This is a genomic window from Paenibacillus sp. FA6, assembly GCF_051550225.1.
In the GTDB taxonomy this organism is placed as follows: Bacteria; Bacillota; Bacilli; order Paenibacillales; family Paenibacillaceae; genus Paenibacillus_AQ.
Window position 1 is genome coordinate 1,957,704 of record NZ_CP188820.1, and the last position, 24,058, is coordinate 1,981,761.

A 24,058-nucleotide genomic window follows, 5' to 3' on the forward strand; every position below is an offset into this window, starting at 1 on the left:
CGGGACCGAAAGAGTGGACACGGACGGACGCTTACGGACGAGGAAGCTATAGTCACGGAGAAGCTGGCCAACTGTACGGTCTTGAGCCCATGACCAATATCAATGTGTCCGAACGGATTCGAGAGCTGTCTACAATCAAGGTGCTGGTCTTTTATGACAAGGAAGTAACGATGTATATTTACCGGGAGAATATTTTACTGAGCTTACTTGGCATTGAAGTCAGTCGAATAGGCGCTCAAGCCTGCACAAGACCCTTTCAACATAACAGCGACTTTTTTTATTTTAACGATATAGGACAAGAACCTGTATTGTTCCCCTGACATTATTTAAGGGGATAATGACAGATAAAGTGAAGAAGAGAATGCGGAGCTTACTTACTTGAACTATAGGTCGTTTCACTGCATATGATCATAATTTGAATGAGCATTATGATTTATTCATTCTTTACTGATCGTTCTCAATATGTTATATTGACAATGGCAGGAGGGAAATGATATGGCAAGAAGCAAAGAATTCGATGAGAGCATAGTACTGGATAAGGCGATGAAGCTCTTTTGGGAACAAGGTTATGAGAAGACATCCTTGACTGATCTGGTGGAGCATATGGGGATCCATCGTAGAAGCTTGTATGACACGTTTGGCGACAAACATATGCTCTTTCTTAAAGCAATGGATCGTTTTCGTGCTAAAATTAATACGGAACTTACAGGAGTAATTAAACGCTCCGAGACTGCCGAGGAAGCTCTTCAGTTGATTATTAATTTCATGATATATGGTGAAGAAGACTCACCTTCTGGTTGTTTAATGGTGAATTCGGCGGTGGAATTGGCAATGCGCGATGCCGAAGTAGATTCCAAATCCACTGAATCGTTTACACTATCAGAGCAAATGTTTAAGGATATAATTCTGTGGGGGCAGCGGAATGGAGAATTCGCCTCAGCTTACGATGTTGCAGAGCTGGCGGAGCATATGCATGCAGTATGTGTTGGATTGAGGGTAATGACAAGAACCTCCATTGCCAAAGAAAAACTACTCCGTATAGCCAACATATCCATCAAACTTTTAATTAAATAGTTGAATATCTTTAGAATGATTGTTCTTATAGGTGTAAGTATAAGCTCTGATGTGAAGCTTACCCCTAAGAGGATAATATTCCTTATATGGTTTCTAGAACGATCGTTCTAGAATGGTGAGACAACAAATTCCTCTTCATGAAGGGATCTTTCTTATGACCATTCTAGAATGATCATTCCCATATGCTTGGATTTCCCTCCGCCCAATACTTTAAGGAATTTGTTGTACCTATACCAAATAACAAAAGGAGAAATCTAAAAATGAAAATTTCTGAACAAATCGTATTTGTCACCGGTGCGAATAGAGGTCTTGGCCGGCATCTGACGCTTGAACTTCTATCGAGAGGGGCTAAGGTTTATGCTGGGGCAAGAAATCCAGAGTCCATTGATATTCCCGGTGTAATACCTGTGAAGCTTGATATTACGAACCCTCAAGAGGTAGCTGCAGCCGCTAAGGTTGCTAAAGATATTACACTTTTAATCAACAATGCAGGATCGTCTACAGGCGCTTCTTTGCTTGACGGTGATCTTGACCAAATACAATTGGAGTTTAATACTCATTTCTTTGGCACACTTTCAATGGTTCGAACTTTTGCACCGATTCTAGCAAATAACAACGGCGGCACGATTCTGAATATTCTTTCTGCATTATCTTGGGTTAGTTCAGGAACTGCCGGCGCTTATACGGCTGCAAAGGCAGCGGAGTGGGCATTGACGAACGACCTGCGAATAAATCTGTATTCTCAAAATGTGCGAGTGTCTGGATTACATGTGGGCTTTATGGAAACAGACATGACGTCTGGCTTAGAAGTTCCCAAGTCCAACCCTGCGGACATCGCAAAAATTGCTATTGACGGTATAGAATCCGACAGCTTTGAAATTGTTGCGGATGACACGAGCAGACATATCCAAAGTATTCTTTCCGGTGGAGTATCTGCGATATATCCACATCTGTCCTAATACAAAATGTTAACGAATTTTAAAGAGGAGTGTTAAAAATGGATAAATTATGGAGCAAAACAAAAATTGGGAATTTGGAATTACCTCATCGTTTAGCAATGGCACCAATGACACGTAGTAGATCGAATGAAGATGGTACACCGGGAGAATTAACAGCCCTTTACTATGCTCAACGAGCGTCAATGGGACTCATTATTACAGAAGGTACACAACCTTCTGATGATGGTCAAGGGTACTTATTGTCACCTGGAATATATACGGATAAGCATATTGAAGGATGGAAAAAGGTTACCAATGCAGTGCATGAAGCAGGTGGATATATATATATCCAATTAATGCATGCCGGTCGCATTTCGCACCCAGACAATACACCACATCATCGTCAACCTGTTGCACCATCTGCAATCGCGCCAGGTGAAGAAATATTTACCGCTAAAGGTAAGCAGGCCATCCCCATTCCGCGTGAGTTAAGTAAAGAGGATATTCAAACGACCATTGCCGACTTCCGAAAAGCAGCTGCTGCGGCTATTAAAGCAGGTGCGGATGGCGTTGAAATTCATGGAGCAAATGGTTATCTGATTAATCAATTTATCGGAGAAAATTCGAATACACGGACGGATGAATATGGGGGATCTATAGAAAATCGTACTCGCTTCGCGATTGAAGTAACGAAAGCCATCGTTGAAGAAATTGGAGCAGAAAGAACAGGTTTCCGGATCTCGCCAGGGACACCTCTTGGTGGGATACAAGATGGTGAACAAGGTCCTGAACTTTATCGTTATCTTGTAAAAGAATTAGCTAAATTGGATTTAGCTTACCTCCATATCATGCATCTTGGAAACGAAGAACTGCTCCAAGACATTCGCTCAATCTGGACGAAGCCATTGTTAGTCAATCGTGCTGGACGATCTCTGGAGGATCTCAGCGTGGATATTGATAATGGCCTTGCTGATCTGGTGCCTGTTGGTGTATGGTCATTAGCTAATCCAGATTTAGTGGAACGACTTCAAAAAGGTGCGCCATTGAATGAAGCAGATCCCACAACAATCTATGGTCTGGGAAGCAAAGGTTATACGGATTATCCCACAATGGTAGAATTAGAATCCCAATAAGGTAGTAATAGAGACACTAAATAATGGCGTACAACGGAAAAGTTGTGCGCCATTATTTATCTACAAATACTCAATGATTGCATTCATAGTGTTCTGCCCCAAAATTAACAAAGGAAGAGGATGAAACATGAGAGCAGCACAAATACAGAAATATTCTAAGATAATCCAAGTGGAACTGAATGATGTTAAAATACCAGAGATCAATAGCCACGAAGTACTTGTAAAAGTAAAAGCTGCAGGTGTAAACCCACTCGACATTCTTAATTTGAATGGTAGCGTTCGATTGATTGCCGACTATAAGTTGCCATTAACTTTAGGAAATGAACTATCTGGTGTTATTGAAGCTGTTGGCGATGAGGTTTTGAATTTCAAGGTTGGTGACCCTGTGTATACGAGGTTACCACTTGCTAAAATCGGTGCTTTTGCAGAATATGCGGCCGTGAATGAAGATGCCTTATCTATCATTCCTGAAAATTTAACTTTCATTGAAGCTGCTGCGGTGCCCCTTACTGCCTTGACTGCTTATCAAGCCTTACACGTCGTACTCGATGCCCAGCCGAATAAGAAACTATTCATTCCTGGAGGAACCGGCGGCTTCGGTGCTATGGCAATCCCCATTGCCAAATCAATGGGGTTATATGTAATTACAAGTGGCAGTGAAAGAGGCAGATCACGTACACTGTCCATCGGGGCTGATCAATTCATAAATTATAAGGCAGAGAACTATGCCGACATACTATCCGATATCGATTATGTGATCGACACCTTGGGTACCAAAGAGATTAAAGCTGAACTGGGTATTTTAAAACCACAAGGAAAATTGGTGTCATTGAAAGCTGGACCTAATTATCGCTTTGCGGTTGACAATCATTTTCCGATGTGGAAAAAAGCATTGTTTGGTTTAGTGGGTGCTCGCTTAGATTCATTAGCACGTAAGAATCAAAATGAATATCATTTTTTATTCGTGCACGCCAATGGAAGTCAATTACAAGAAATCACTAAACTTGTTGAAAATGAAAATATTAAGCCCTCTATAGATTCAACATATACGTTCGATGACATCAATAAGGCGTTAGTTAAGGTCTCAACGGGTCACTCCCAGGGAAAAGTGATTGTGACCTTTTAAAACAATGTGTACTGTATAAACTAGAAAGTGGTGTACATCTCATTTTTCATAAGGAGGATAACTGTCATGGCTCACCAGAAGAGAAGGACTGTCGGCGGAATTTACCGACAGTCTTCTATTAATACGCATAAACCCATTATCTTCACATTAGAATAGGACGAGCTAGAAAATTATGTATGAAGCAAAAAAAGGCGGATTAAACCGCTAATTTTGATGGTTCATTTACAGAGTGGCGTCCGCTTACCGCAAGCATGATTACAGAAATAATGATAAGTATGAAACAGAACACAAATGAATACCTGTACCCTACAATACTGGCTAATCCCCCGCCAACAAGACTGCCAATCAGTCTACCGATCGTGGATGAATTAGAGTAGAGCGTGGATGCATACCCAGGCATGCTTGGAAGAAGATCCTGGATGTAACTAATGCCAATCGCTGTAATAACGGCAACAAAAACGGCGAGCAGAACTTGGGCTGCAATCATCTGCCACATCGCACCTGAGAAAATAACAACGAGAAAATAAACTGCTCCTAGAATGCCCCCCCACATCATTAAGACTCGGTTACTGTACTTTGCACTGAGTAGACCGAGCATAATCATAAAAGGAATTTCCAGCGCAGCACAAATACTGCTGATTAGACCGACATCGCTTGTCGATCCCCCTAGATTGTGTGTAATAAAGAGGGCGGTATTGACGGTGCTCGTCCAGTGAGCGATATACATGAGCACTAGAATCAGACAAGGAATCAGAATACTAAGGTTCTGACTCAGCCGGAAATTTTTAACTTTTACTTTAGCATTTCCTTTCAGTGCTGTATTTGATTTAAGAAATAGGAACACAAGTAAAGCAATAAGCAGGAAAACTACGATCGTACCCGAGAAGATCCCCTTAAACCCAATAGTAGCGATAAGCAGAGTACCGATTAAAGGACCTGAAATAAAGCCGAGAGAGAAAGCAGAACGTAAGGTGGTGTTAGCAAACGCATGCTCAGTAAAATTACTCTTATTCACTGCTTCTCTAGAAATGGCGAACAATTGAGCCATCGCTGGTGCACCAAGACCAGTGAACACAATCATGTAGATAAATAAGATCGTAAAATCCTGAATGAGTAAGTATCCACTATAAGCTAGCGCATTACAAAGTGTGGCGACAAGGTAAATGCTTTTTCGATTCAAGCCGAGGTCAGACCGTCTCCCGATTAGCGTACTGATCCATACCCCCGCAATTAACGTGACGGATAGAAAAACACCAAACATCCCGATAGATACTCCAAGCTGTTCCGTGAAGTAAATGGATAAAAAAGGTGCGCTGAGTGAAATAGCCATTCCCTGCAGTAACATACATAAAAAGAGTAAGCCATAAGAGGGAATCGAAAATAGTGCAGTGAGCCGTTTAATCATGATGTGAAGTTACTCCTCTATATTTGTTTAGATAGTCAATCTTGTTATAGTATACTTGAAAAAGACAGCAATGTTATATGATATTTGAAGGTTAGGAGCGATATTGAATGAGTTCTTTGGTTCTCGGTTTTCAGGAATTGGACAATACGCAGCTTTTGCTCGTTGGCGGAAAAGGGTTGAATTTAGGGAGATTATCAAAAATAGAAGGAATACACGTACCCGAAGGATTTTGTGTTACAACATTCGGATATCAAAAAGCCATCGAACAAAACGAAACGTATCATGCTTTGTTGGGTAGACTATCAATGCTAACAGTAGAAGATCGAGATCAAATTGGTGAGATCAGTAGGAAGATCAGGCAGATCATTATGGAAGTAGAAATTCCTTCGGATGTTGTGGAAGCCGTTACTCACTATCTCTCCCAGTTAGGTGATGAACATGCTTATGCAGTGCGTTCTAGTGCGACTGCTGAAGATTTACCACATGCCTCTTTTGCTGGTCAACAAGACAGCTATTTGAATATCATCGGCGTCGATGCCATCCTACAGCATATCAGCAAATGTTGGGCTTCTCTATTTACGGATCGCGCTGTAATCTACCGTATGCAAAATGAATTTGACCACAGTCAAGTTTATTTATCCGTTATCGTTCAAAGGATGGTTTTCCCACAGGCGTCAGGGGTTGTATTTACCGCTGATCCGATTACTAATAACCGAAAGTTGCTATCCATCGATGCCAGTTATGGACTTGGAGAAGCGCTGGTCTCCGGTTTGGTATCTCCCGATTGTTATAAAGTGCAGGAAGAGGTAATCGTCGATAAGAGGATAGCAACCAAAGAATTGGCTATCTATGGACTTAAAGAAGGCGGAACAGAGACCCGGCAGCTCGATCTCGAACAGCAAAAGGCTCAAACACTCCCTGAACAACAAATTTTACAATTGGCACGTATAGGAAGACAGATCGAAGCTTATTTTGGTTCCCCCCAGGACATCGAATGGTGTTTGGTTGATGATACATTTTATATTGTCCAGAGTCGGCCAATCACTACATTATACCCAATCCCTGAAGCGAATGATCAAGAGAATCATGTTTATGTATCTGTCGGTCATCAACAAATGATGACCGACCCCATGAAACCATTGGGATTGTCTTTTTACCTGTTAACGACTCCTGCACCCATGCGTAAAGCTGGTGGGAGGTTGTTTGTTGATGTCACACAAATGCTTGCTTCACCTGTCAGCAGTACAATGATAATTGATGCCTTGGGAAAATCCGATCCGCTCATCAAAGACGCACTCATGACCATTGTAGAGCGAGAAGATTTTATAAAATCGTCACCAAATGATAAAAAAGTACCGAGTCCCAGTAAAAGCAATAAGGGTATATCGTCTGCGGGTTCACAAGCACCAATCGACAACGATCCGACAATCGTTACTGATTTGATTAAGAGTAGTCAAACATCGATAGAAGAGTTACAACAAAACATCCTAACGAAATCAGGATCAGATTTAGTTGATTTTATTCTTGAAGATATTCAGCAATTAAAGAAGATGTTATTTAACCCACAAAGTCTTGGTGTGATTATGGCTGCTATGGATGCTTCATTATGGATCAATGAACAAATGAACAAGTGGTTAGGTGAAAAAAACGTAGCAGATACGCTTTCTCAATCTGTACCCAACAATATTACTTCGGAAATGGGTCTGGCGCTATTGGATGTCGCAGATGTGATTCGTCCCTATCCAGAAGTAATTGATTATTTACAACATGTAAAAGATGATAACTTTTTGGAAGAACTGGTTAAATTTGATGGTGGACAGGAAACCCAAGACGCTTTCTATGATTATCTCAGCAAATACGGAATGCGATGTAGCGGAGAAATCGATATTACTAAAACTCGTTGGAGCGAAAAACCAACTACACTTGTCCCCATGATTCTTAGTAATATCAAAAACTTTGAGCCTAATGCTAGCAATCGGAAATTTGAGCAAGGGCGACAGGAAGCTTTTATAAAAGAACAAGAGTTATTAGATCGATTGAAGCAATTACCGGATGGTGAGCAAAAAGCCAAAGAAACAAAAAAAATGATCGACCTAATCCGGAATTTCATCGGTTATCGAGAATATCCAAAATACGGCATGGTTAATCGCTACTTCGTTTATAAGCAGTCTTTACTAAAAGAAGCCGAACAACTTGTGCAAGCGGGCGTTATTCATGAAAAAGAAGATATATACTATCTCACTTTTGAAGAAGTTCGCGAAGTCGTAAGCACAAATAAACTAGATTACCCGGGTTGCTTGGTCGAGCAGCAAGCAGAGCTTGCGACCAGACAGATCATTAGCAAACGAAAAGACGAGTACAAATTATATGAAAGACTAACTCCACCACGTGTTATCACGTCTGATGGTGAAATCATTACGGGTGAGTACAAACGAGAAAATCTCCCAGCCGGATCTATTGTAGGTCTACCTGTTTCTTCTGGAGTTATAGAGGGACGCGCACGTGTCATCTTAAACATGGATGATGCTGATCTAGAAGATGGAGATATATTAGTCACCGTATTTACTGACCCTGGTTGGACAACATTGTTTGTATCTATTAAAGGCCTGGTCACCGAAGTTGGTGGACTGATGACCCATGGAGCAGTTATCGCGCGTGAATATGGCTTACCAGCAGTTGTCGGAGTGGAGAATGCTACCAAACTGATTAAAGATGGGCAAAGAATACGCGTGCATGGAACAGAAGGCTATATCGAAATATTGTAATGGCTGAATACGTCAAGTAAGAGCCTCTGTCATAATGGACGGCATTAAATGTAACCTGTCATGGATAAAAGGGCTCAAGTTCGAAAGTCCAAAGCAGGTGGAAGCGAACGGCACCTCCAGCATCTTTTGGACTGAAAAGAGGAACAGTGATTACACTAAGCAATACCAAAAATCCAACAAATTAATTATATGAATGAACAGAGACGAGGAATGACAGAATAAGAAAGTGGTATACATCTCAATTTCCAAAGGAGGATATCTGTTATGGCTCACCAGAAGAGAAGGAAAGAAGCTGCCTGGAAGTCACGAAAGCAAGAACAGCATCCCCATGGTAAAATCAAATCGCTCAAGGAATTGTCCAGCGAATAGGATGAGGGGTATACTGCTTGGAAGAGAAGGACTGTCGGCGAAGTTTACCGACAGTCTTCTTACTTTGTCTTCGTTCTTGTAATAATCTAATGGGCAGTTTAACGTAATAAAAAATGGCGGAATTTTGTTGAAGTAATTATTCTGTAGGAATTATTTGTTATTATGACGTGTGTGTTCCATAATTATAGGCAGATGATAAATTGTATCAGGAGGCATTCGTATGAAACCACGAATTACGGTAATTACATTGGGCGTAGATGATTTGGAAAGGTCTTTGCAGTTCTATCGCGATGGACTGGGGCTATCGACGGAAGGTATAGTTGGCACAGAATTTGAGCATGGCGCCGTTGCCTTTTTCGACTTACAAGCAGGCTTAAGGCTCGCAATTTGGAACCGTAAGGATATCGCCCATGATACAAAGCTTAATCAAACCATGCCAAGTCCTACGGAATTTACTATTGGGCACAATGTAAGCAGTAAAGAAGAAGTTGATAAGGTTATGGCAGAGGCAAAGAAGGTTGGTGCTACTATAACAGTCCCGGCGCATGATACTTTTTGGGGTGGATATTCAGGCTATTTTCAAGACCCCGATGGACATTTGTGGGAAATAGTCTGGAATCCACAGTGGGAGATCACAGAATAACTTCGCTGAAGTTACTGAACTAACGGGTAACAATAGCTCAATAAGCATCAGGAGAAGACTTGCCGACAGCAATGGATCGGCAGGTCTTTTTCGCTAATGGGCAGTTTAGTTGAAAAACGGATATACTAATAGGAATGAATTATACTTTAGAAAATAAATATGAAAAGGAGTAGATTTATAATGGAAAAGGTCATACCATTCTTAATGTTTCAAGATGGCAAGGCAGAAGAAGCGATGAATTATTACACATCACTCATTGAGGATTCTCAAATTACAGGAATTGTTCGATATGGAGCTAATGAATCTGGGGACGAAGGGACTGTAATGCAGGCAACTTTTAACTTAAATGGGCAAGAATTTATGTGTATTGACAGTAATGTAAAACATCAGTTTTCCTTTACACCTTCGTTCTCGATATATGTTTCTTGTAATACTGAAGAAGAATTGAACAATCTTTTTCAAAAACTCAATGAAGGTGGACAAGCACTTATGCCTTTAGGCAATTATGGTTTCAGTAAAAAATTCGGTTGGTTAAATGACCGCTTCGGAGTTTCATGGCAACTAAATCTGCCTAATTAATATGAATAACCTTTAAGCTTGAATAAAAGCTAATCATTGCACTAACGGAGAACGTTAGTACAATCAAGACACAAAGGCAACCGGATATTATGATCGGTTGCTTTACTTTTTAAAAGGGAATGTTACGGCTAAAAAAGTCGCACAGCAGATCAGCCTTTTTTATACGCTGAGAGAAGAGATATAGCGGTAATCGGACTATATTCTGATCATCAAATAAACCAGTTCATATGTCCGTATGTCCAAGGACACTAATGTGCCTACATAAGCAGTATCTGTAAAAGCCTGATAAATCAGGCTTTTTTATTTTTATGTAGGCAAATTAATGTCACGCTAAAATGCACTAAACTGCCTACATTATAAAATTTTGACATAAAATTACCTACATTGTGACCATTATTTTACTTACTGATGCTTACAAAGTATCTAAAGAGACTTTATAGCCGGTTATATTGAGAATAGTAACGTTCTTGGTTCAAGGACAAAAAAAGTATGAATGCTGCTTTTTCTGCCCCAACAGCAATAAAAGCAATTAATCATGCGAGAGTGTTCATTGATGGAATTTCGACTTTTACTATAGAAAGCATTTAAAAATTACTAAAGGAGGAAAAGCATATTATGAAAGCAACATATGAACCAATATTTACGCCATTTGTAAGGAGAAAATAAAGTTCTAGACTGAAAAATAAAGTTCTAGACTGAAAAATAAAGTATTAGACTGACGAAGCTTCATTAAGCTAACGGGTAGGAGGTTTAAGATCAATCTCGGTGAACCGTATCACAAATAGAGGCAATTTCTCTGAAGAAAAACTTGCAGAAGTCTGTATTTACAGAATGCGGACCCTTAAGAGTAGGTTAGGTCAGTCTTTATGGAGTATATTGTGTAAACAAGCTTATGCGCGCTTTTTTATTGTTATACAACATATGGATTTGGTTTGAATGACAGACTCATTCTTTAGAATAGGGCGTAATCCCTCTTGAATATAGGTTCTCCACTAACTTGAAAAATTCTTCTGACGATAAATCCTTTTGACGCTGGAGCCAAAGACGAAATAAAGAAAGGGAAGTTGTCAGGTAAAACTCAATTAAGTATGGCGTTAAGGAATGGTTTTGCGGAACGTTTAATTCTATTTGACCCAAAGTGATTTCTTTTTTTAAGCGTTTTAAAAAACGGGTACTTCCATAATCACCCAAAAGGGCATTAAGAACCAGGAGATGTTCTCTTTTGTCCAGACAATAGAGCGTTTCTTGAACCGTATGCATCGATAGCTCTTTATTCGCCAATTCTTTTTTTATGTCATTCAATAAGTCATTTTCAACAGAGTCTAACAATTCGTAAATGTCAGTAAAGTATTGATAAAAGGTGCTGCGGTTATATCCTGACTTATTCGCAATTTCCTGAACCGAAATTTTCTCAATCGGCTTTTGGCTATATAACTCACAAAAAACTTCTACAAACTTTTGTCTTGTTTTCTCCGTTATTTGGGGTTGCTTTTTCATGTTTCTCTCCTACTAGCGAATAAGAATATCATCCGACAAATAATAAAAAACTGATGGTTGATCAAGGAATAATAAAGATTTACAATAACATCATACAACATGTTGTCTTATAATCAAAAGGAAATTTTAATAAGTAGGGGTGGTTTTAATGTCAGCAAAACACGATAGAATTTTAATTTTTGGTGCAGGTGTCATCGGGAGCATGTACGCAATTAAGCTTATTGAAGCAGGGTTTGATGTTAGCCTGTTTGCACATTCTAATAGATTTAAATCATTAAGAGAAAATGGCCTGCAATATAAAGAAAAAGGTACAGTTAGATCGATACAAGTGAATGTCATTAATACGCTCGAAAATGACGACGTATACGATTTTATTTTCGTTACTGTTCGTTATGATCGGTCCGAATCAGCGTTGTTAGCGCTAAAAGATAATCAAAGCAAAAATATAGTTACGATGACTAGTAATTCAATTGGATTTTCTTCGTGGCTGGATATCGTAGGGGATAGACTTTTACCAGCTTTTCCCGGCTTCGGCGGACAGATTAAAGATGGAGTATTGCATGCTCGATTTCTACCAAAGATTATAGCTGCAACTGCATTTGGAGAAATTAATGGTGTAGTGACAGAACGCATAGAAAACCTCGCAAAATTATTTAAAACAGCAAAGCTTCCCTACGTTATTAAAAAGGATATGCAAGCGTATCTAATCACACATTCCGTATCAGACATTGCCATGTTGAGCGTTTTGCATTCTGAGAATAAGATAATTGACAAAAAAACAGCCAGAACCAGAAAGACGGCACGCAAAATAACAGTCACTTTAAAAGCGTATCTAAGGGCAATACAAAAAGCTGGCGTTTCAATTGATCCACCAATGCTTAAAATAGTGCTTAAATTTCCAAACTTATTTTTGGATCTTTTCTTTATGACATGGCTACGAACTAAAATGGTTAGGGATATGATGTTGCCGGATTATGCGAATAATGCTAACAATGAGATTGTACAGCTAAGTAATGATTTAATGAAATTTTTAAGTCAAAATGATATCAAATCGGAAATACATGTTCAGTAATTTTTTTGTTAAAATATTATGGTAATTTTTAATTTATTTTCATTAAATCCTTCAATTGGGCATTAATCTGAATATGAAAATCGAAATATATAGTTTTTTCGTAGCATCCTTGACTAAACTAACGGGAAACGATAATTGAACAACAACAGCGGCAGTCTAAGACTTTATTTATCAAGTCTTGTTCTGTCGCTGCTTTATTTATTGGACCCAGTCTAAAACTTATTTTTAAGAAGCTGATGATTTTTTAATTCAAAAACGTTGAAGAAACCGATAGAAGCGCAATTGGAGATGATCGACGAGAAAATTTAATAAATCTGAACTAAATAGGCATATGATTTGAGCTAATTAGCAAAGTGTCTTTTCTTGTTTTCTGATATTCTGTCATCCGACAGATGCCGTGTTGTGGAGTACAATTGATTCGAACCTACTTGGAACGCTAATAAAGGTTGATCTTTTCTTGTTAAAGATCAGCCTTTTATTGTACTCTGAGTAAAGAGAGGAAGAGAACACACATACTGGAAATCGGAATAGATTCTTGTCATTTAGCGGAACACATTCTTGTCAACCGACAATAACAAATATAAAGGAGATAGCGAAAGATTAGGGCGTTGAAATTTCGGATGCAACATATTGAATAATATGAGTACATATCGAACGTTTGTACGTATTACTCCATAAGACATGCGCTTGCGCCATTCCACTATTCGTTATAGGGCCATATTGCGGAATACGTAGCTTCTTCTATGGCTGCCTTCAATTCTTTAAACCATTTTAAGTTTACTAGGTGGTGAGAACGAGAATTTTCGTTCATGCGACGAAAATAATCAATTTTACCAGGTAACTCTTTTGTGTTAGCTAGGTATTCATCGAGAAGAGCAATTCTAGCTTCAGTTTGATCAATTTGTGATTGGATTAATTCTAATAATTTATTTTTATCAAATTCCTCTGCAAAGAGTAATGCCCCATAGAATTGTAAGTTTACATACTCGGATTTAGTCCCATATTTGGCCATTAATTTTTCGAATTCTTCCATTCCTAAAGACGTGATTTTAAAGGTGTGAATTTCACGACTATTGTTTGGACGTATTTGATGTGTTTGTTCAATCAAACCTTTTTCTTCAAGTTGTTGCAAATTGTAATAAAATGATCCTTTAGTGAAGTTAACGATATATTTATAATGTCGTTTTTCCATTAAACTTAATAGTTCGTATCCATGAGCGCCAGGGTTTTGAATAAGTAAGCCAAGGATAAGTAAGGGAATCAAAGTTGCATCACCTTCGCCATTTGTGCTTCAAATTCAGCGTATGTGATTTTACCTAGAGCCAAATTCATACTGTGAATATAAATTTGTTCAGTTTTCGAATAGTTATTGTTTATTTTTAGTGATCGATCTTCATCCGAAAGAGGCTCTAAGATATGACACTTTTTCGAAAATGCTTCGAAGTAGCGATAACCGAATTTTCGTTGGGAAACGGCGTTAAAATGAATACCATCCGGATTGGCAGTTAGACCTTCTGCCGATACAAAATAACAATTTTGCTGCTCATGAGCAAATCGACGTAATTGTTCGTTGATTTCTTGGAACTCTGAAGAGTACTTTCCGAAACCTGTTTTTCCTAGAAAATCACCAAGCTCACCAATGATTAATGGGACATTTTGAAGGTTTAATTCTTTTCGTAAAGTCTCAATGATTAGAGATAACTTTTCATAATACGTTTCATGTAGAGAATTATTGCTATCACTTTCACCTTGATGCCAAAGTATGCCACAAATTTCACTAGTTTCAAGGGCAAATCGAGCTTCAGACAAAGCATGTTGAAAAAGGGTACCTTGCGGATGCCAATCGTTCAAGGAACTGCCACCTTCTGCACAAGGAATCAAACCAATTTCTTCATCCGGGTTGGCTTTCGACCATGCTTCTGCAAAAGATGCTGTTAGACTTACACCAGCAACAGGGCGGTCATAATTAATCGGCTCTGTTATCATTTGCCACTGACCGTTGCGAAGCATTTTTATTTTTTCATTATAGATAGGATCTACTTCATGCAAGAATCCACGACCTGCCATATTTGATTGCCCTAACATTAAAAAAGATTTTATCATTTAATTTCAACTCCTTTACTCAATGGTCTAATTAGACTTCAATATTATAGAGTCTAATTAGACTATCGTCAACTCGCTATATCTAGTAAATTTTTAATAACGAACTAATATAGAACTGTCATCGTTCTAATAACTATTGAAAGAAAATATTGAGTAGCACTAACAGGGTCAAATTTTTCTTATAAAATAAAGATAATTACTTTATTAATTATAATAATAAGCATGGAGAAGAGGGCTATTAAATATATGGATTTATGAATTAAAATACATCAAAGTATAGGGGCAATAATTCAATTATCAAACTCCACAATCGGGCGCGATTGTGGGGCAACACTGGATGTAATATTGAGTCATGGACATACCTCGGCTAAAACGTATTACATAAAGAAGAGAAATGATTTTAATCAAACTTAATTATAAATAATCAATTTTTTTCACTCCAGGGGAGTTACTTTAATTATATGTATTCTATGTAATTCCAGAAATGGCAGTAATGTACGCTAAAATTCACGAAAATACCTTGTTAAATCAATGGGAAGAATCTGCAACACTAGGCGCTATTCGCCTTAATCCTATGACTGGACAAGTAATTAAATCGAACTTGCTTGAGCAAGCCTATGAAAACGACATCCAAATCGAATGGTTAAAGAGAAACCTTAATGAAGTTCGATTGGATCAAGGGTACTGTTTAAAGTCACCAAGAACACACTGTCAATTCCTTAACCAAGCAGTAGAGCAGCCTTGTATTATCTTTAAATGTTCAAGTTTCTATGTAGATTCAACTTTTGTTGATTATTATAACAAACAAATTTCAGATATTCGTTTACAAATGGATGATGGAAATAAGGCAGGTAGACTAAGACAAGTTGAAATACTGAAAGCTAAGCTAGATAAATACCTTGAAATTCGTAATGCATTAAACTTAATAAATGGAGGAGGGGATGAAAGTGAGATTAAATTGGATGGAAAGGGGGAATCAGCTTAAAGAGTTCGAATCATCATGGTCCATTATGGAAAAAATGAAAGCTGAAAATTTTGTGAGTTCAAAACAATTATTAGAAGTATACGGGCACGAAAATTCAAATGTTCACAAGTCAGCGATTGTTGGTAAACGACATCTGAATCTTTGGACTTTGGAAGGATTCGACCATTTAAACTTGGAAACAGCACTAGGGTTCTCATTAATACAGCATATAAATCATTATAAAAGAGTGCTAACTCATATGTTCCCAAGCAATATTAATCCCGAATTACTGTTCCGAGATACTGTATATTATTGTAGAGAATGTTTGGAATGTGGGTATCACAATCTGCTACATCAATTTAAGTTGTTACATAAATGTCCTATACATCAGATTGATTTGGAGTATATATGCAATGAATGCAGAAATCCTATCCCATATTTATTATCTTCGCATAAGTATGAAAATGGATTTTTATGCTCGTGTGGTGAATCACTCCTCGAGTCAAATATTAAAAAATATGATAGTAATCATCATCAGAATCTTTCCCTAAAGGATAGCTTTGTTCGTTCCTGGATAGAGATGAATGAAGATGAAGCTAGTGTACTTCGAAGCACACCAATGTTTAAGCCATTTATAGAAAATAATCCATTAGTTATACATCATTTATTGAACATAACTAAACAAAAAAACCTGGTTTACTATTCAGAGAAAAATAGTAATCAATGGAACAAGCTAGATACGAATGAGAGACACAAGGAGTTGTTTGAATCAATTTGTCAAATAACGAAATCATTTGAGGCATACTTGTTTAAAACTGTATTGAAGGACCACAAACACTGTATTAAACGTTTCACTGGATTATTTAAAAGAAAAGGGGAGCCCTTTCCTGAAATATGTCCCTATGCTTACTCATATGTCTTTTGGAAAGAGAGTTTTTATAACATTAACCCTTTTCAAAATAATATAAACGTCGCTAAAAAGAACAATATAGTGCAGTTCGAACTACCAGTATATTATCAAGAGGATGCTCTGAAGGAATTATTAATATATATGAATAATAATGATTATAGGGAAACAAGATGGTATATGAGTCATTTAGTTTGGGAACTAGCGACATATCATTTTGATAATTGGTTAAACATTGCGAATATATACGCTAAGAAAAAGATTAAACCAAAGCCAAACTTTGATTTTGACTACGATTACAATTCAATAGTGATTTTTCCAAGGAGAAGTAACAGGCTTGAAAAGCACTCTGTTAATGCATTAACTTGGCGAGAATTAGAATGCCCTTATGTACTTAACAAAAAAAGAGATATTGAGGAAATTTCACATCTACCAATGAGATTAGCAATTACGAATGGTAATGAAGAAGACAAATAGGCAGCTGAAAAATATCTTAGAAACTTACGCGTTTTATCTGCAATTCGATAAACATAAGGGTCAGTCTCACCCCTTGCAGGAGTCCCGTACCGTAATTGACACCGTAGAGGAACTATATAAGCCACAGGTGGTCTATACGACGCCCTCACATGCTCATACCCCTTCCAGCGATAATGAGCAACCAAAGAAGTTAGGGACGTTTCTGAGTCTGTGTGGTGGATCGGATACGTAGCAAATTAATGAATAGATCGTGTTACTAACAGTGCTTATGCATATTAGACTTTTTTAGGATTCATTTGGACGTAGCAGAAGAGATGTTTATGAAGAATCACAATAGTTTGAACTAATGAAATTAATCTGAGTATTATGCAAATGACTACTGAGACTATTTCCATCAGGAAATAGTCTATTTTTTGTGGATTATCATTAATTAATCATTTGATAAACCATGAGTATATAAATTCCGTACTTCATTCGTATTTCGGGGGTGTAATGAATGATATTCTGGAGAACAAACGAAAACAGGTTGTAGAGAGTCTGGAACTATTAGTTCATGCGATAAATAAGAATACCATCCGATGGGAACTTATATTGATTATTGGAGATATTCACTTACAATCTGCATAAAATAGTTGATCTATTTATTTTTTGAAGATCAACTTTTTATTGTACTGTGATAAAGTGAGAAGAGACACATTGTAGGCAGATTAATGACATTAATGTGGGCACTTTAATGTCATTGGACACATATGTCCGAGAAAGGGCCTAAATTAAGATACATATACATATGTACAAAATACGGGTTTTGTGAATAAGTATTACAGTAAATAGTATTGCACATCAATTTTCATGTTTAACCCTTTGTCAGTTGTCTGGATTCTCTTCATCATTAAACTTTTATTTGACCTCCGCTTTATTAGTAACAAGCAATTCAGCACCTATGTCTTTGATGATTGCATAAGTGATAACAGAACCAGCGATTATGATACAGACTGCCAGCAGTTTAATATGTTTTTGTATTTATGTACAGTTCAATATTCTCTTCCAACCTATACTCAAAATATTCTATTTTCTCCCGTATAAGATCATAAGCGACTTTATCCTTGCCTATGCCCTTTAGCTCTTTTAAAGAGATATGAACAAGCAAAAAAAATGCTACGGCTTACATGCAAGGAAGCTTGCATGTAAGCCGTAGCATGGAGAATATGGGAATAGCGTTTAGACAATCCAAATGATACAATTTTTCTTATTTAATACCTTCCATAAATCCCCTGAAATTCTCGACGATTTCTTTTGATCTGGTATGGTGTAAATAATGTCCTCCTTCAAATGTCATCACTTTTCCATGTACAGAATCTTTGACTTGCTCTTCATGCAGAGGTATCCATCCTTCAGTTTCTGTATCATTCGCTTGTAAAAAGAAAATAACAGGAAGATTACTTGGGAATGTTAAATTTTGAGCTGCTTTAAAATTATGATTAAAATTTTCGCCTTCACTTAAGATATTGGGATTAAACATGTTTTTAAGAGAAAGAATTCTAATTTGTTCTCTTGTTTCATCATCAATTGTTGGTGTAACAAGTTGGTCAGGACTTAGTTTCATTAGCAATCTGAAGAAACCTGATTTTTTGAGTAGTTTATACGTTTCTGTTGGAAATACATCATCCGTACCGCCTTGCGTTGGAACACTGCTATCGATCCCGACAAATGCACTCACTTCGTTTTCATATTTGTTCACATAATCTAGTCCGTAAATGCCTGAAATGGAGTGAGCCATTAGAATATATCGGTTAATATGAAGACTCTGTAAAGCTTCATGAGTTTCACTTACAATATTTTCTATGCTTCGTTCTTTTTCTGTTACATCACTTAATCCATAACCAAAAGGCTCAATCACGACGACTTTGTAAAATGGAGATAGCTCTTCCACTAGCGGCTTATAATCAAGAGCTGGTGCTGCCGTTCCATAACCTGGTAGTAGCACGACTGTTTCTTCGCCTTTTCCTTGAATCGTAACATTCATATTTTTCCCATCTACAGGTACTAACTGCCCATAGGGTTCTATTTTACCTTCCTCCGATTTGTTGCTTATAATATTAACTATAAAAACAATGGCTAGAAAAAGTCCTATTGCAATAGCTATAACTCCTATTGATTTAAGTATAAAGATAAGCATTTTTTTCATCATTTATGCACGAGGCACGAAGGGTTGGAGCGACAATTGAAGCTCGTTCTCTACTCTGTACTCGTGCCTCCCCTCCTTTTCATTACCTCTTTTTGTTCCACTCGTATCTTCTCCTATCCTCATCGGTTCATTCCGGCTGTCTTAACGATCCGATAAGTAAAGCTTATACGACAAAGATGTACTCCCTATGACGACAATATGAACTGAGTATGAACAAGAAAAAAATGCTATGGCATCACATGCAGGGAAGCTTGCACATAATGCCGTAGCATGGAGAATACGTGACAGCGTTTAGACAATCCGAATGATACAATTTTTCTTATTTAATAACTTCCATATACGCCCTGAAGTTATCAACGATTTCTTTTGATTTCGTATGGTGTAGATAATGTCCTCCTTCAAGTGTCATCACTTTTCCAAGTACAGAATCTTTGGCTTGCTCTTCATGCAGGGGTATCCATCCTTTCACATCTGTATTATTCGCTTGTATAAAGAAAATAAGGGGTAGATCCTTAGGAAATGTTAAATCTTGAGCCCCTTTAAAATTAGAAGAAATATGTTCCATTTCATTCAAGCTTGTGGCAGTATTCGAGTTTTTATTCGAAATCATTCTCATTTGTTCTTTGGTTTGATCCTCAAATGCTAGTCCAGCATAAGGGTCACCACTCACTTTCTTAAGCACTCTCATGAGACCTGATTTTTCGAGAAATGCAAACGTTTTTAACGGGAATTTAACATCCATTCCTGGTTGTGTTGGAACACTACTATCGATTCCGACAAATGCAGTCACCTCGTTTGGATATTTGTTCACATAATCTAATCCGTAAATACCTGCAATGGAGTGGCCCATTAGCGTGTATCGGTTAATATTAAGCTGCTGTAAAGCTTCATGAACTTCACTTACCATATTCTCCGTAGTTCGCTCTTTTTCAGTTTCATCACTTAATCCATAACCGAATGGCTCAATCGCGACAACTTTGTAAAATGGAGATAATTCATCGATGAGCAACTTAAAATCAAGCGCTGGTGTAGCTGTTCCATAACCAGGAAGGAGCACGACGATTTCTTCGCCGTTTCCTTGAATCAACACATTCATATTTTTCCCATCTACCGCTACGTGCTGACCATAGGACACTATTTTTCCTTGCTCCGATTTGTTGGAGATCATATTCACGATAAAAACAATGGCTAGAAAAAGTACTATGGCTATCGCTATAACTCCTAAGGATTTAAGTATAATGGTAAGCGGTTTGCCCATCCTCTTTTTTATTACCTCTTCTTTTGGTTTCACTCTCATCTTCTCCTGTCTTCGTCTGTTTATTAGGCTACTTTAAACTAGCCGTTAAACATAGCTTATACCACGAAGATGTACTCCCCGTGACGTCAATATGAACGGAATATGAACAAGAAAAAAATGCTGCGGCGTCACATGCAAGGAAGCTAGCACATGATGCCATAGCATGAAGAATGCGGGGACGGCGTTGAGATAATGCGAATTATTTTATTTCATGCATAAATCCTCTAAAGTTTTCTACAATTTCTTTTGCTTTGGTACGATATAAATAATGTCCTTCTTCCAATAGCATCACTTTTCCATATACAGAATCTTTTATTTGCTCTTTATGCTCTGGTATCCATCGATCAGTTGCTGGGTGATTCGCTTGTATAAAGAAAATAACGGGAAGATTTTTCGGGAATGTTAAATTTTCAGCTGCTTTAAAATTAGAATACACATTTTCAATTTCATTTAATTGGTTGGGATTATACATGTTTTTATGCATAAGCATTCTCATTTGATCTTTCGTTTTATCATCATATGGCAGTGCAGCCAATGGGTCAGTACCCAGTTTCATGACCAATCTAGAGAAACCTGATTTTTTGAGTAGTTTAACAGTTTCTATTTCTGAAGATTCAATCTTCCTCTCGCTTATCGTTGGAACACTGCTATCGAGCCCGACAAATGCACTCACTTCGTTTTCATATTTATTCACATAATCTAGTCCGTAAATGCCTGAAATGGAGTGGCCCATTAGAATATAACGGTCAATATGAAGACTCTGTAAAGCTTCATGAATTTCACTTACAATATTCTCTGTGCTTCGTTCCTTTTCGGTTAGATCACTTAATCCATAACCAAAAGGCTCAATCACGACGACTTTGTAAAATGGTGATAACTCTTCTACTAACGGCTTAAAATCCAGTGCTGGTGCTGCTGTTCCAAAACCAGGTAGGAGCACGACGGTTTCTTCGCCTTTCCCTTGAATCAAAACATTCATATTTTTTCCATCGACGGTTACAGACTGACCATAGGATTCTATTTTACCTTGCTCCGATTTGTTGCAGATCACATTCACGATAAAAACAATGGCTAGAAAAAATACTATGGCTATCGCTATAACTCCTAAGGATTTAAGTATAATGGTAAGCGGTTTGCCCATCCTCTTTTTTATTACCTCTTCTTTTGCTTTCACTCTCATCTTCTCCTGTCCTCATCTGTTTATTGGGCTACTGTATACTAGCCGTTAAACATAGCTTATACGACGAATATGTACTCCCTATGACGACAATATGTACGAAGTATGAACAAGCAAAAAAATGCTACGCGTCACATGCAAGGAAGCTTGCACATAATGCCATAGCATGGAGAATGTGGTTAGTCGATCCGATTGATCCCTCATGAATCTAACTAATCTGTTGGCGTAGTTAATGGCAAGGTGACAATGAAGGTCGTTCCTTGGCCAGTTTCACTTTCCACTTGGATGTCGCCTTGATGAAGCAATACGATCTGTTTAACGATGGCGAGTCCCATACCGCTACCGCCATACTTACGACTGTGGGAACGATCAGCCTTAAAAAATCGCTCGAATATACGCTTCTGATCCTCTAAGGAAATACCAATGCCAGAGTCGGATATTCGAACTGTCACGTTTTTGATATCTTGTTTGATGCTGACGTTAATAACGCCGCTATCCATGGAAAATTTGATGCTATTTCCGATTATGTTCGTCCATACCTGGCCTAATAGATCATGATCAGCCGTTAGGCGAACGGCCTTCAAATTGAGCTCGAAACGAATGTTGCGGGCAGACCATTGCGGCTGGAGCGCCACGATTACCCGTCTGATCTGTTCATCTAAGCTGAGTGTGACCAAACGAAGTTGCTGTGACTGCGATTCAAGCAAACTCAGCTTGAGCAGGCTATCGCTCATCTTGGACATCCGCTTCGCTTCAGCGATGATAATATCAAGATAACGGCCTCGTTCGTGATCTGCGAGGTTTACTTGCTTGAGTGCTAGAGCATAACCTGATATCGAGGTGAGCGGAGACTGAACCTCGTGCGACACGTTCGTTACGAATTCCCTGCGCATCTGCTCAAGTTGCTGCAGATCGTGCATCATTTCTTCGAAGCTGCGAGCCAAAGTACCCAGCTCACTCGTTTGCTTAATATTCAGCTTGACGTTGAAATCCCCAGATGCTATACGCTTGGTCGCTTTTGTCAGCTTTTTGATCGGTCTTACCAGAAATACAGAGGCAACTAGAATCAATAAGCTTCCTGCAATCAACGAACAGGTTGCAAAGATCAATCCCCACTGTATAACAAAAGATGCAGAAGGGGGAGCGAGCGTTTCCAAAAACATCGCTTTCGTTCCCATTTCCGTTTTCAACGGCAACCCTAAGAGAACCATAGCAATACCATTCGGAGTATCTTGAACAACTCCTCCATCTAATACTTTCTTTAGTTGTTCCATCGTCACAGTGGCAGGTTTTTGTCCGTTAGGTTTTCCGTAAGACTGGAACTGACCCGTTGCTTCGTAAATTCGAATATAATAGGAATCGAGTTGCTTCATTTCACTTACGAACGAGTCCGCTTCACTTAACGAAAGGGTCTTGTAAATCTGGACGATGTCTTGGCCAAAGTTACGTAAGTTAATTTGCGCGTTTTCGTTTAATTTTTCTTCGAATATCCAAGTCGACACAAAAAAAGAAATGATCGTGCCCCCAATGACGGAGACTAGAAATGTCAGGACAACACGTATATATAAGGATTTGATCATTCGTAAACCTCAAGCCGGTACCCCAGCCCACGCACCGTTTCTATGCGAAAATCGGGCGTGGTCGCGAATCGTTCGCGCAGGCGTTTAATATGTACATCTATCGTTCGATCATCTCCAGCGTAATCGATCCCCCAAATTTGATCGATCAACTGCTCACGCGTATAGATTTGTCCGGGTGTTCCAGCGAGCTTATAAAGCAATTCAAACTCCTTGAGTGGCAACGTGAGCGACTCTGTCCCTCTCATCACCTTATAAGTCTGCCGATCAAGAACGACGTTTCCCAAATGGATCGTCTGTGTCGATCCAATCCGGAATCGTTTCAGTAGTGCCCCAACACGAGCCGTCAACTCCAACGGATCGAATGGTTTCGTCAAATAATCATCAGCCCCAAGTTGGAAACCTTTCACTTTCTCCCATGTTTCGCCTCTTGCAGTCAGCATAAGCAACGGAAGATCAGGATTGCTTCTTCGGAGCTCCTTACATAACGTCCAACCATCCATAATCGGCATCATAATATCGAGTACGACAAGATCGACATGCATCGAGGCATACACGGTCAGTGCTTCCTTGCCGTCCGCCGCTTCGGCTGTTTCGAATCCGTCATTACGTAGAAACAAACAGACAAGTTCGCGAATGTTCACATCATCGTCAGCAACCAGTATAGTAGGCATTCGTTCCCTCTTTCCTTGTTTTCCATTCCATATTGAAGTAAACATTATACTTTGAAATACTCCCACTTATCAACCTTTCGATCAGATTGAAGTGGG

21 protein-coding genes and 1 pseudogene are annotated in these 24,058 nt (G+C 38.5%); 13 read left to right on the plus strand and 9 right to left on the minus strand.

Annotation, left to right across the window (positions count from 1 at the left end):
* Positions 1–89: 89 nt before the first annotated feature.
* From ACP8HI_RS09105 to ACP8HI_RS09125, 5 genes and pseudogenes are all read left to right on the plus strand, one after another.
* A pseudogene (locus tag ACP8HI_RS09105) lies at positions 90–215 on the plus strand (hypothetical protein); the annotation flags it as partial.
* 280 nt (positions 216–495) lie between these two features.
* A complete protein-coding gene (locus ACP8HI_RS09110; RefSeq protein ID WP_438350778.1) occupies positions 496–1,074 on the plus strand; it encodes a TetR/AcrR family transcriptional regulator in 579 nt (192 codons plus the stop codon).
* Positions 1,075–1,334: 260 nt separating this feature from the next.
* Positions 1,335–2,033: an SDR family oxidoreductase gene (locus ACP8HI_RS09115; protein WP_438350779.1), complete on the plus strand. Its 699-nt coding sequence runs from the start codon at positions 1,335–1,337 to the stop codon at positions 2,031–2,033.
* A gap of 38 nt (positions 2,034–2,071) precedes the next feature.
* Positions 2,072–3,145 carry an alkene reductase gene (locus ACP8HI_RS09120; RefSeq protein ID WP_438350780.1) on the plus strand — a complete coding sequence of 358 codons (1,074 nt, stop codon included), beginning with the start codon at positions 2,072–2,074 and terminating at the stop codon, positions 3,143–3,145.
* A 127-nt stretch (positions 3,146–3,272) separates the two neighbouring features.
* The gene (locus ACP8HI_RS09125; protein WP_438350781.1) at positions 3,273–4,271 is read left to right on the plus strand and encodes an NADP-dependent oxidoreductase; all 999 of its coding nucleotides are present in this window, start codon (positions 3,273–3,275) and stop codon (positions 4,269–4,271) included.
* A 196-nt stretch (positions 4,272–4,467) separates the two neighbouring features.
* On the opposite strand, the gene ACP8HI_RS09130 is transcribed toward ACP8HI_RS09125, so the two are convergent.
* Positions 4,468–5,676 (minus strand): sugar efflux transporter, encoded by a 1,209-nt coding sequence (locus ACP8HI_RS09130; RefSeq protein WP_438350782.1) that lies wholly within the window; start codon positions 5,674–5,676, stop codon positions 4,468–4,470.
* A gap of 107 nt (positions 5,677–5,783) precedes the next feature.
* On the opposite strand from ACP8HI_RS09130, the gene ppsA reads away from it, so the two are divergent.
* The 4 genes from ppsA (at position 5,784) to ACP8HI_RS09150 (ending at position 10,032) form a co-directional block, all read left to right on the plus strand.
* Positions 5,784–8,441, plus strand: a complete 2,658-nt coding sequence (ppsA, locus tag ACP8HI_RS09135) for a phosphoenolpyruvate synthase (RefSeq protein WP_438350783.1) — start codon at positions 5,784–5,786, stop codon at positions 8,439–8,441.
* 264 nt (positions 8,442–8,705) lie between these two features.
* Entirely contained in the window at positions 8,706–8,810 is a 105-nt protein-coding gene (locus ACP8HI_RS09140; protein WP_015735743.1) for a DUF6254 family protein, read from the plus strand.
* 220 nt (positions 8,811–9,030) lie between these two features.
* Entirely contained in the window at positions 9,031–9,453 is a 423-nt protein-coding gene (locus ACP8HI_RS09145) for a VOC family protein (protein WP_438350784.1), read from the plus strand.
* A 180-nt stretch (positions 9,454–9,633) separates the two neighbouring features.
* The gene (locus ACP8HI_RS09150; protein WP_438350785.1) at positions 9,634–10,032 is read left to right on the plus strand and encodes a VOC family protein; all 399 of its coding nucleotides are present in this window, start codon (positions 9,634–9,636) and stop codon (positions 10,030–10,032) included.
* Between the two features lie 945 nt (positions 10,033–10,977).
* Here ACP8HI_RS09150 and ACP8HI_RS09155 read toward each other — a convergent pair.
* Complete coding sequence (locus ACP8HI_RS09155; RefSeq protein ID WP_438350786.1) at positions 10,978–11,529, minus strand: TetR/AcrR family transcriptional regulator; 552 nt, start codon at positions 11,527–11,529, stop codon at positions 10,978–10,980.
* A 148-nt stretch (positions 11,530–11,677) separates the two neighbouring features.
* Here ACP8HI_RS09155 and ACP8HI_RS09160 point away from each other — a divergent pair, with 148 nt between their 5' ends.
* Positions 11,678–12,601, plus strand: coding sequence for a ketopantoate reductase family protein (locus tag ACP8HI_RS09160; protein WP_438350787.1), 924 nt, complete (start codon positions 11,678–11,680; stop codon positions 12,599–12,601).
* Positions 12,602–13,301: 700 nt separating this feature from the next.
* Here ACP8HI_RS09160 and ACP8HI_RS09165 read toward each other — a convergent pair.
* Both ACP8HI_RS09165 and ACP8HI_RS09170 read right to left on the minus strand, forming a co-directional pair.
* Positions 13,302–13,865 (minus strand): PadR family transcriptional regulator, encoded by a 564-nt coding sequence (locus ACP8HI_RS09165; RefSeq protein WP_438350788.1) that lies wholly within the window; start codon positions 13,863–13,865, stop codon positions 13,302–13,304.
* Entirely contained in the window at positions 13,862–14,704 is an 843-nt protein-coding gene (locus ACP8HI_RS09170) for a sialate O-acetylesterase (protein ID WP_438350789.1), read from the minus strand. Before ACP8HI_RS09170 ends, ACP8HI_RS09165 begins: the two co-directional genes overlap by 4 nt.
* A 484-nt stretch (positions 14,705–15,188) precedes the next feature.
* Between ACP8HI_RS09170 and ACP8HI_RS09175 the strand changes: the two genes are divergently transcribed.
* The 3 genes from ACP8HI_RS09175 (at position 15,189) to ACP8HI_RS09185 (ending at position 17,679) form a co-directional block, all read left to right on the plus strand.
* The gene (locus tag ACP8HI_RS09175; RefSeq protein ID WP_438350790.1) at positions 15,189–15,689 is read left to right on the plus strand and encodes a hypothetical protein; all 501 of its coding nucleotides are present in this window, start codon (positions 15,189–15,191) and stop codon (positions 15,687–15,689) included.
* Entirely contained in the window at positions 15,652–17,052 is a 1,401-nt protein-coding gene (locus tag ACP8HI_RS09180) for a hypothetical protein (RefSeq protein ID WP_438350791.1), read from the plus strand. The genes ACP8HI_RS09175 and ACP8HI_RS09180 overlap by 38 nt, the downstream gene beginning before the upstream one ends.
* Positions 17,053–17,544: 492 nt before the next feature.
* Positions 17,545–17,679, plus strand: coding sequence for a hypothetical protein (locus ACP8HI_RS09185; protein ID WP_280175227.1), 135 nt, complete (start codon positions 17,545–17,547; stop codon positions 17,677–17,679).
* Positions 17,680–18,298: 619 nt separating this feature from the next.
* Here the strand turns inward: ACP8HI_RS09185 and ACP8HI_RS09190 are convergent.
* The 5 genes from ACP8HI_RS09190 to ACP8HI_RS09210 all read right to left on the minus strand — a co-directional run bounded on the left by ACP8HI_RS09190 (position 18,299) and on the right by ACP8HI_RS09210 (position 23,962).
* A complete protein-coding gene (locus tag ACP8HI_RS09190; protein ID WP_438350792.1) occupies positions 18,299–19,240 on the minus strand; it encodes an alpha/beta fold hydrolase in 942 nt (313 codons plus the stop codon).
* Between the two features lie 316 nt (positions 19,241–19,556).
* Positions 19,557–20,534 (minus strand): alpha/beta fold hydrolase, encoded by a 978-nt coding sequence (locus tag ACP8HI_RS09195; RefSeq protein ID WP_438350793.1) that lies wholly within the window; start codon positions 20,532–20,534, stop codon positions 19,557–19,559.
* Positions 20,535–20,733: 199 nt separating this feature from the next.
* Positions 20,734–21,714 (minus strand): alpha/beta fold hydrolase, encoded by a 981-nt coding sequence (locus tag ACP8HI_RS09200; protein ID WP_438350794.1) that lies wholly within the window; start codon positions 21,712–21,714, stop codon positions 20,734–20,736.
* A 209-nt stretch (positions 21,715–21,923) separates the two neighbouring features.
* Positions 21,924–23,291, minus strand: a complete 1,368-nt coding sequence (locus tag ACP8HI_RS09205) for a sensor histidine kinase (RefSeq protein ID WP_438350795.1) — start codon at positions 23,289–23,291, stop codon at positions 21,924–21,926.
* Complete coding sequence (locus ACP8HI_RS09210; RefSeq protein ID WP_438350796.1) at positions 23,288–23,962, minus strand: response regulator transcription factor; 675 nt, start codon at positions 23,960–23,962, stop codon at positions 23,288–23,290. The genes ACP8HI_RS09205 and ACP8HI_RS09210 overlap by 4 nt, the downstream gene beginning before the upstream one ends.
* Positions 23,963–24,058 lie beyond the last annotated feature (96 nt).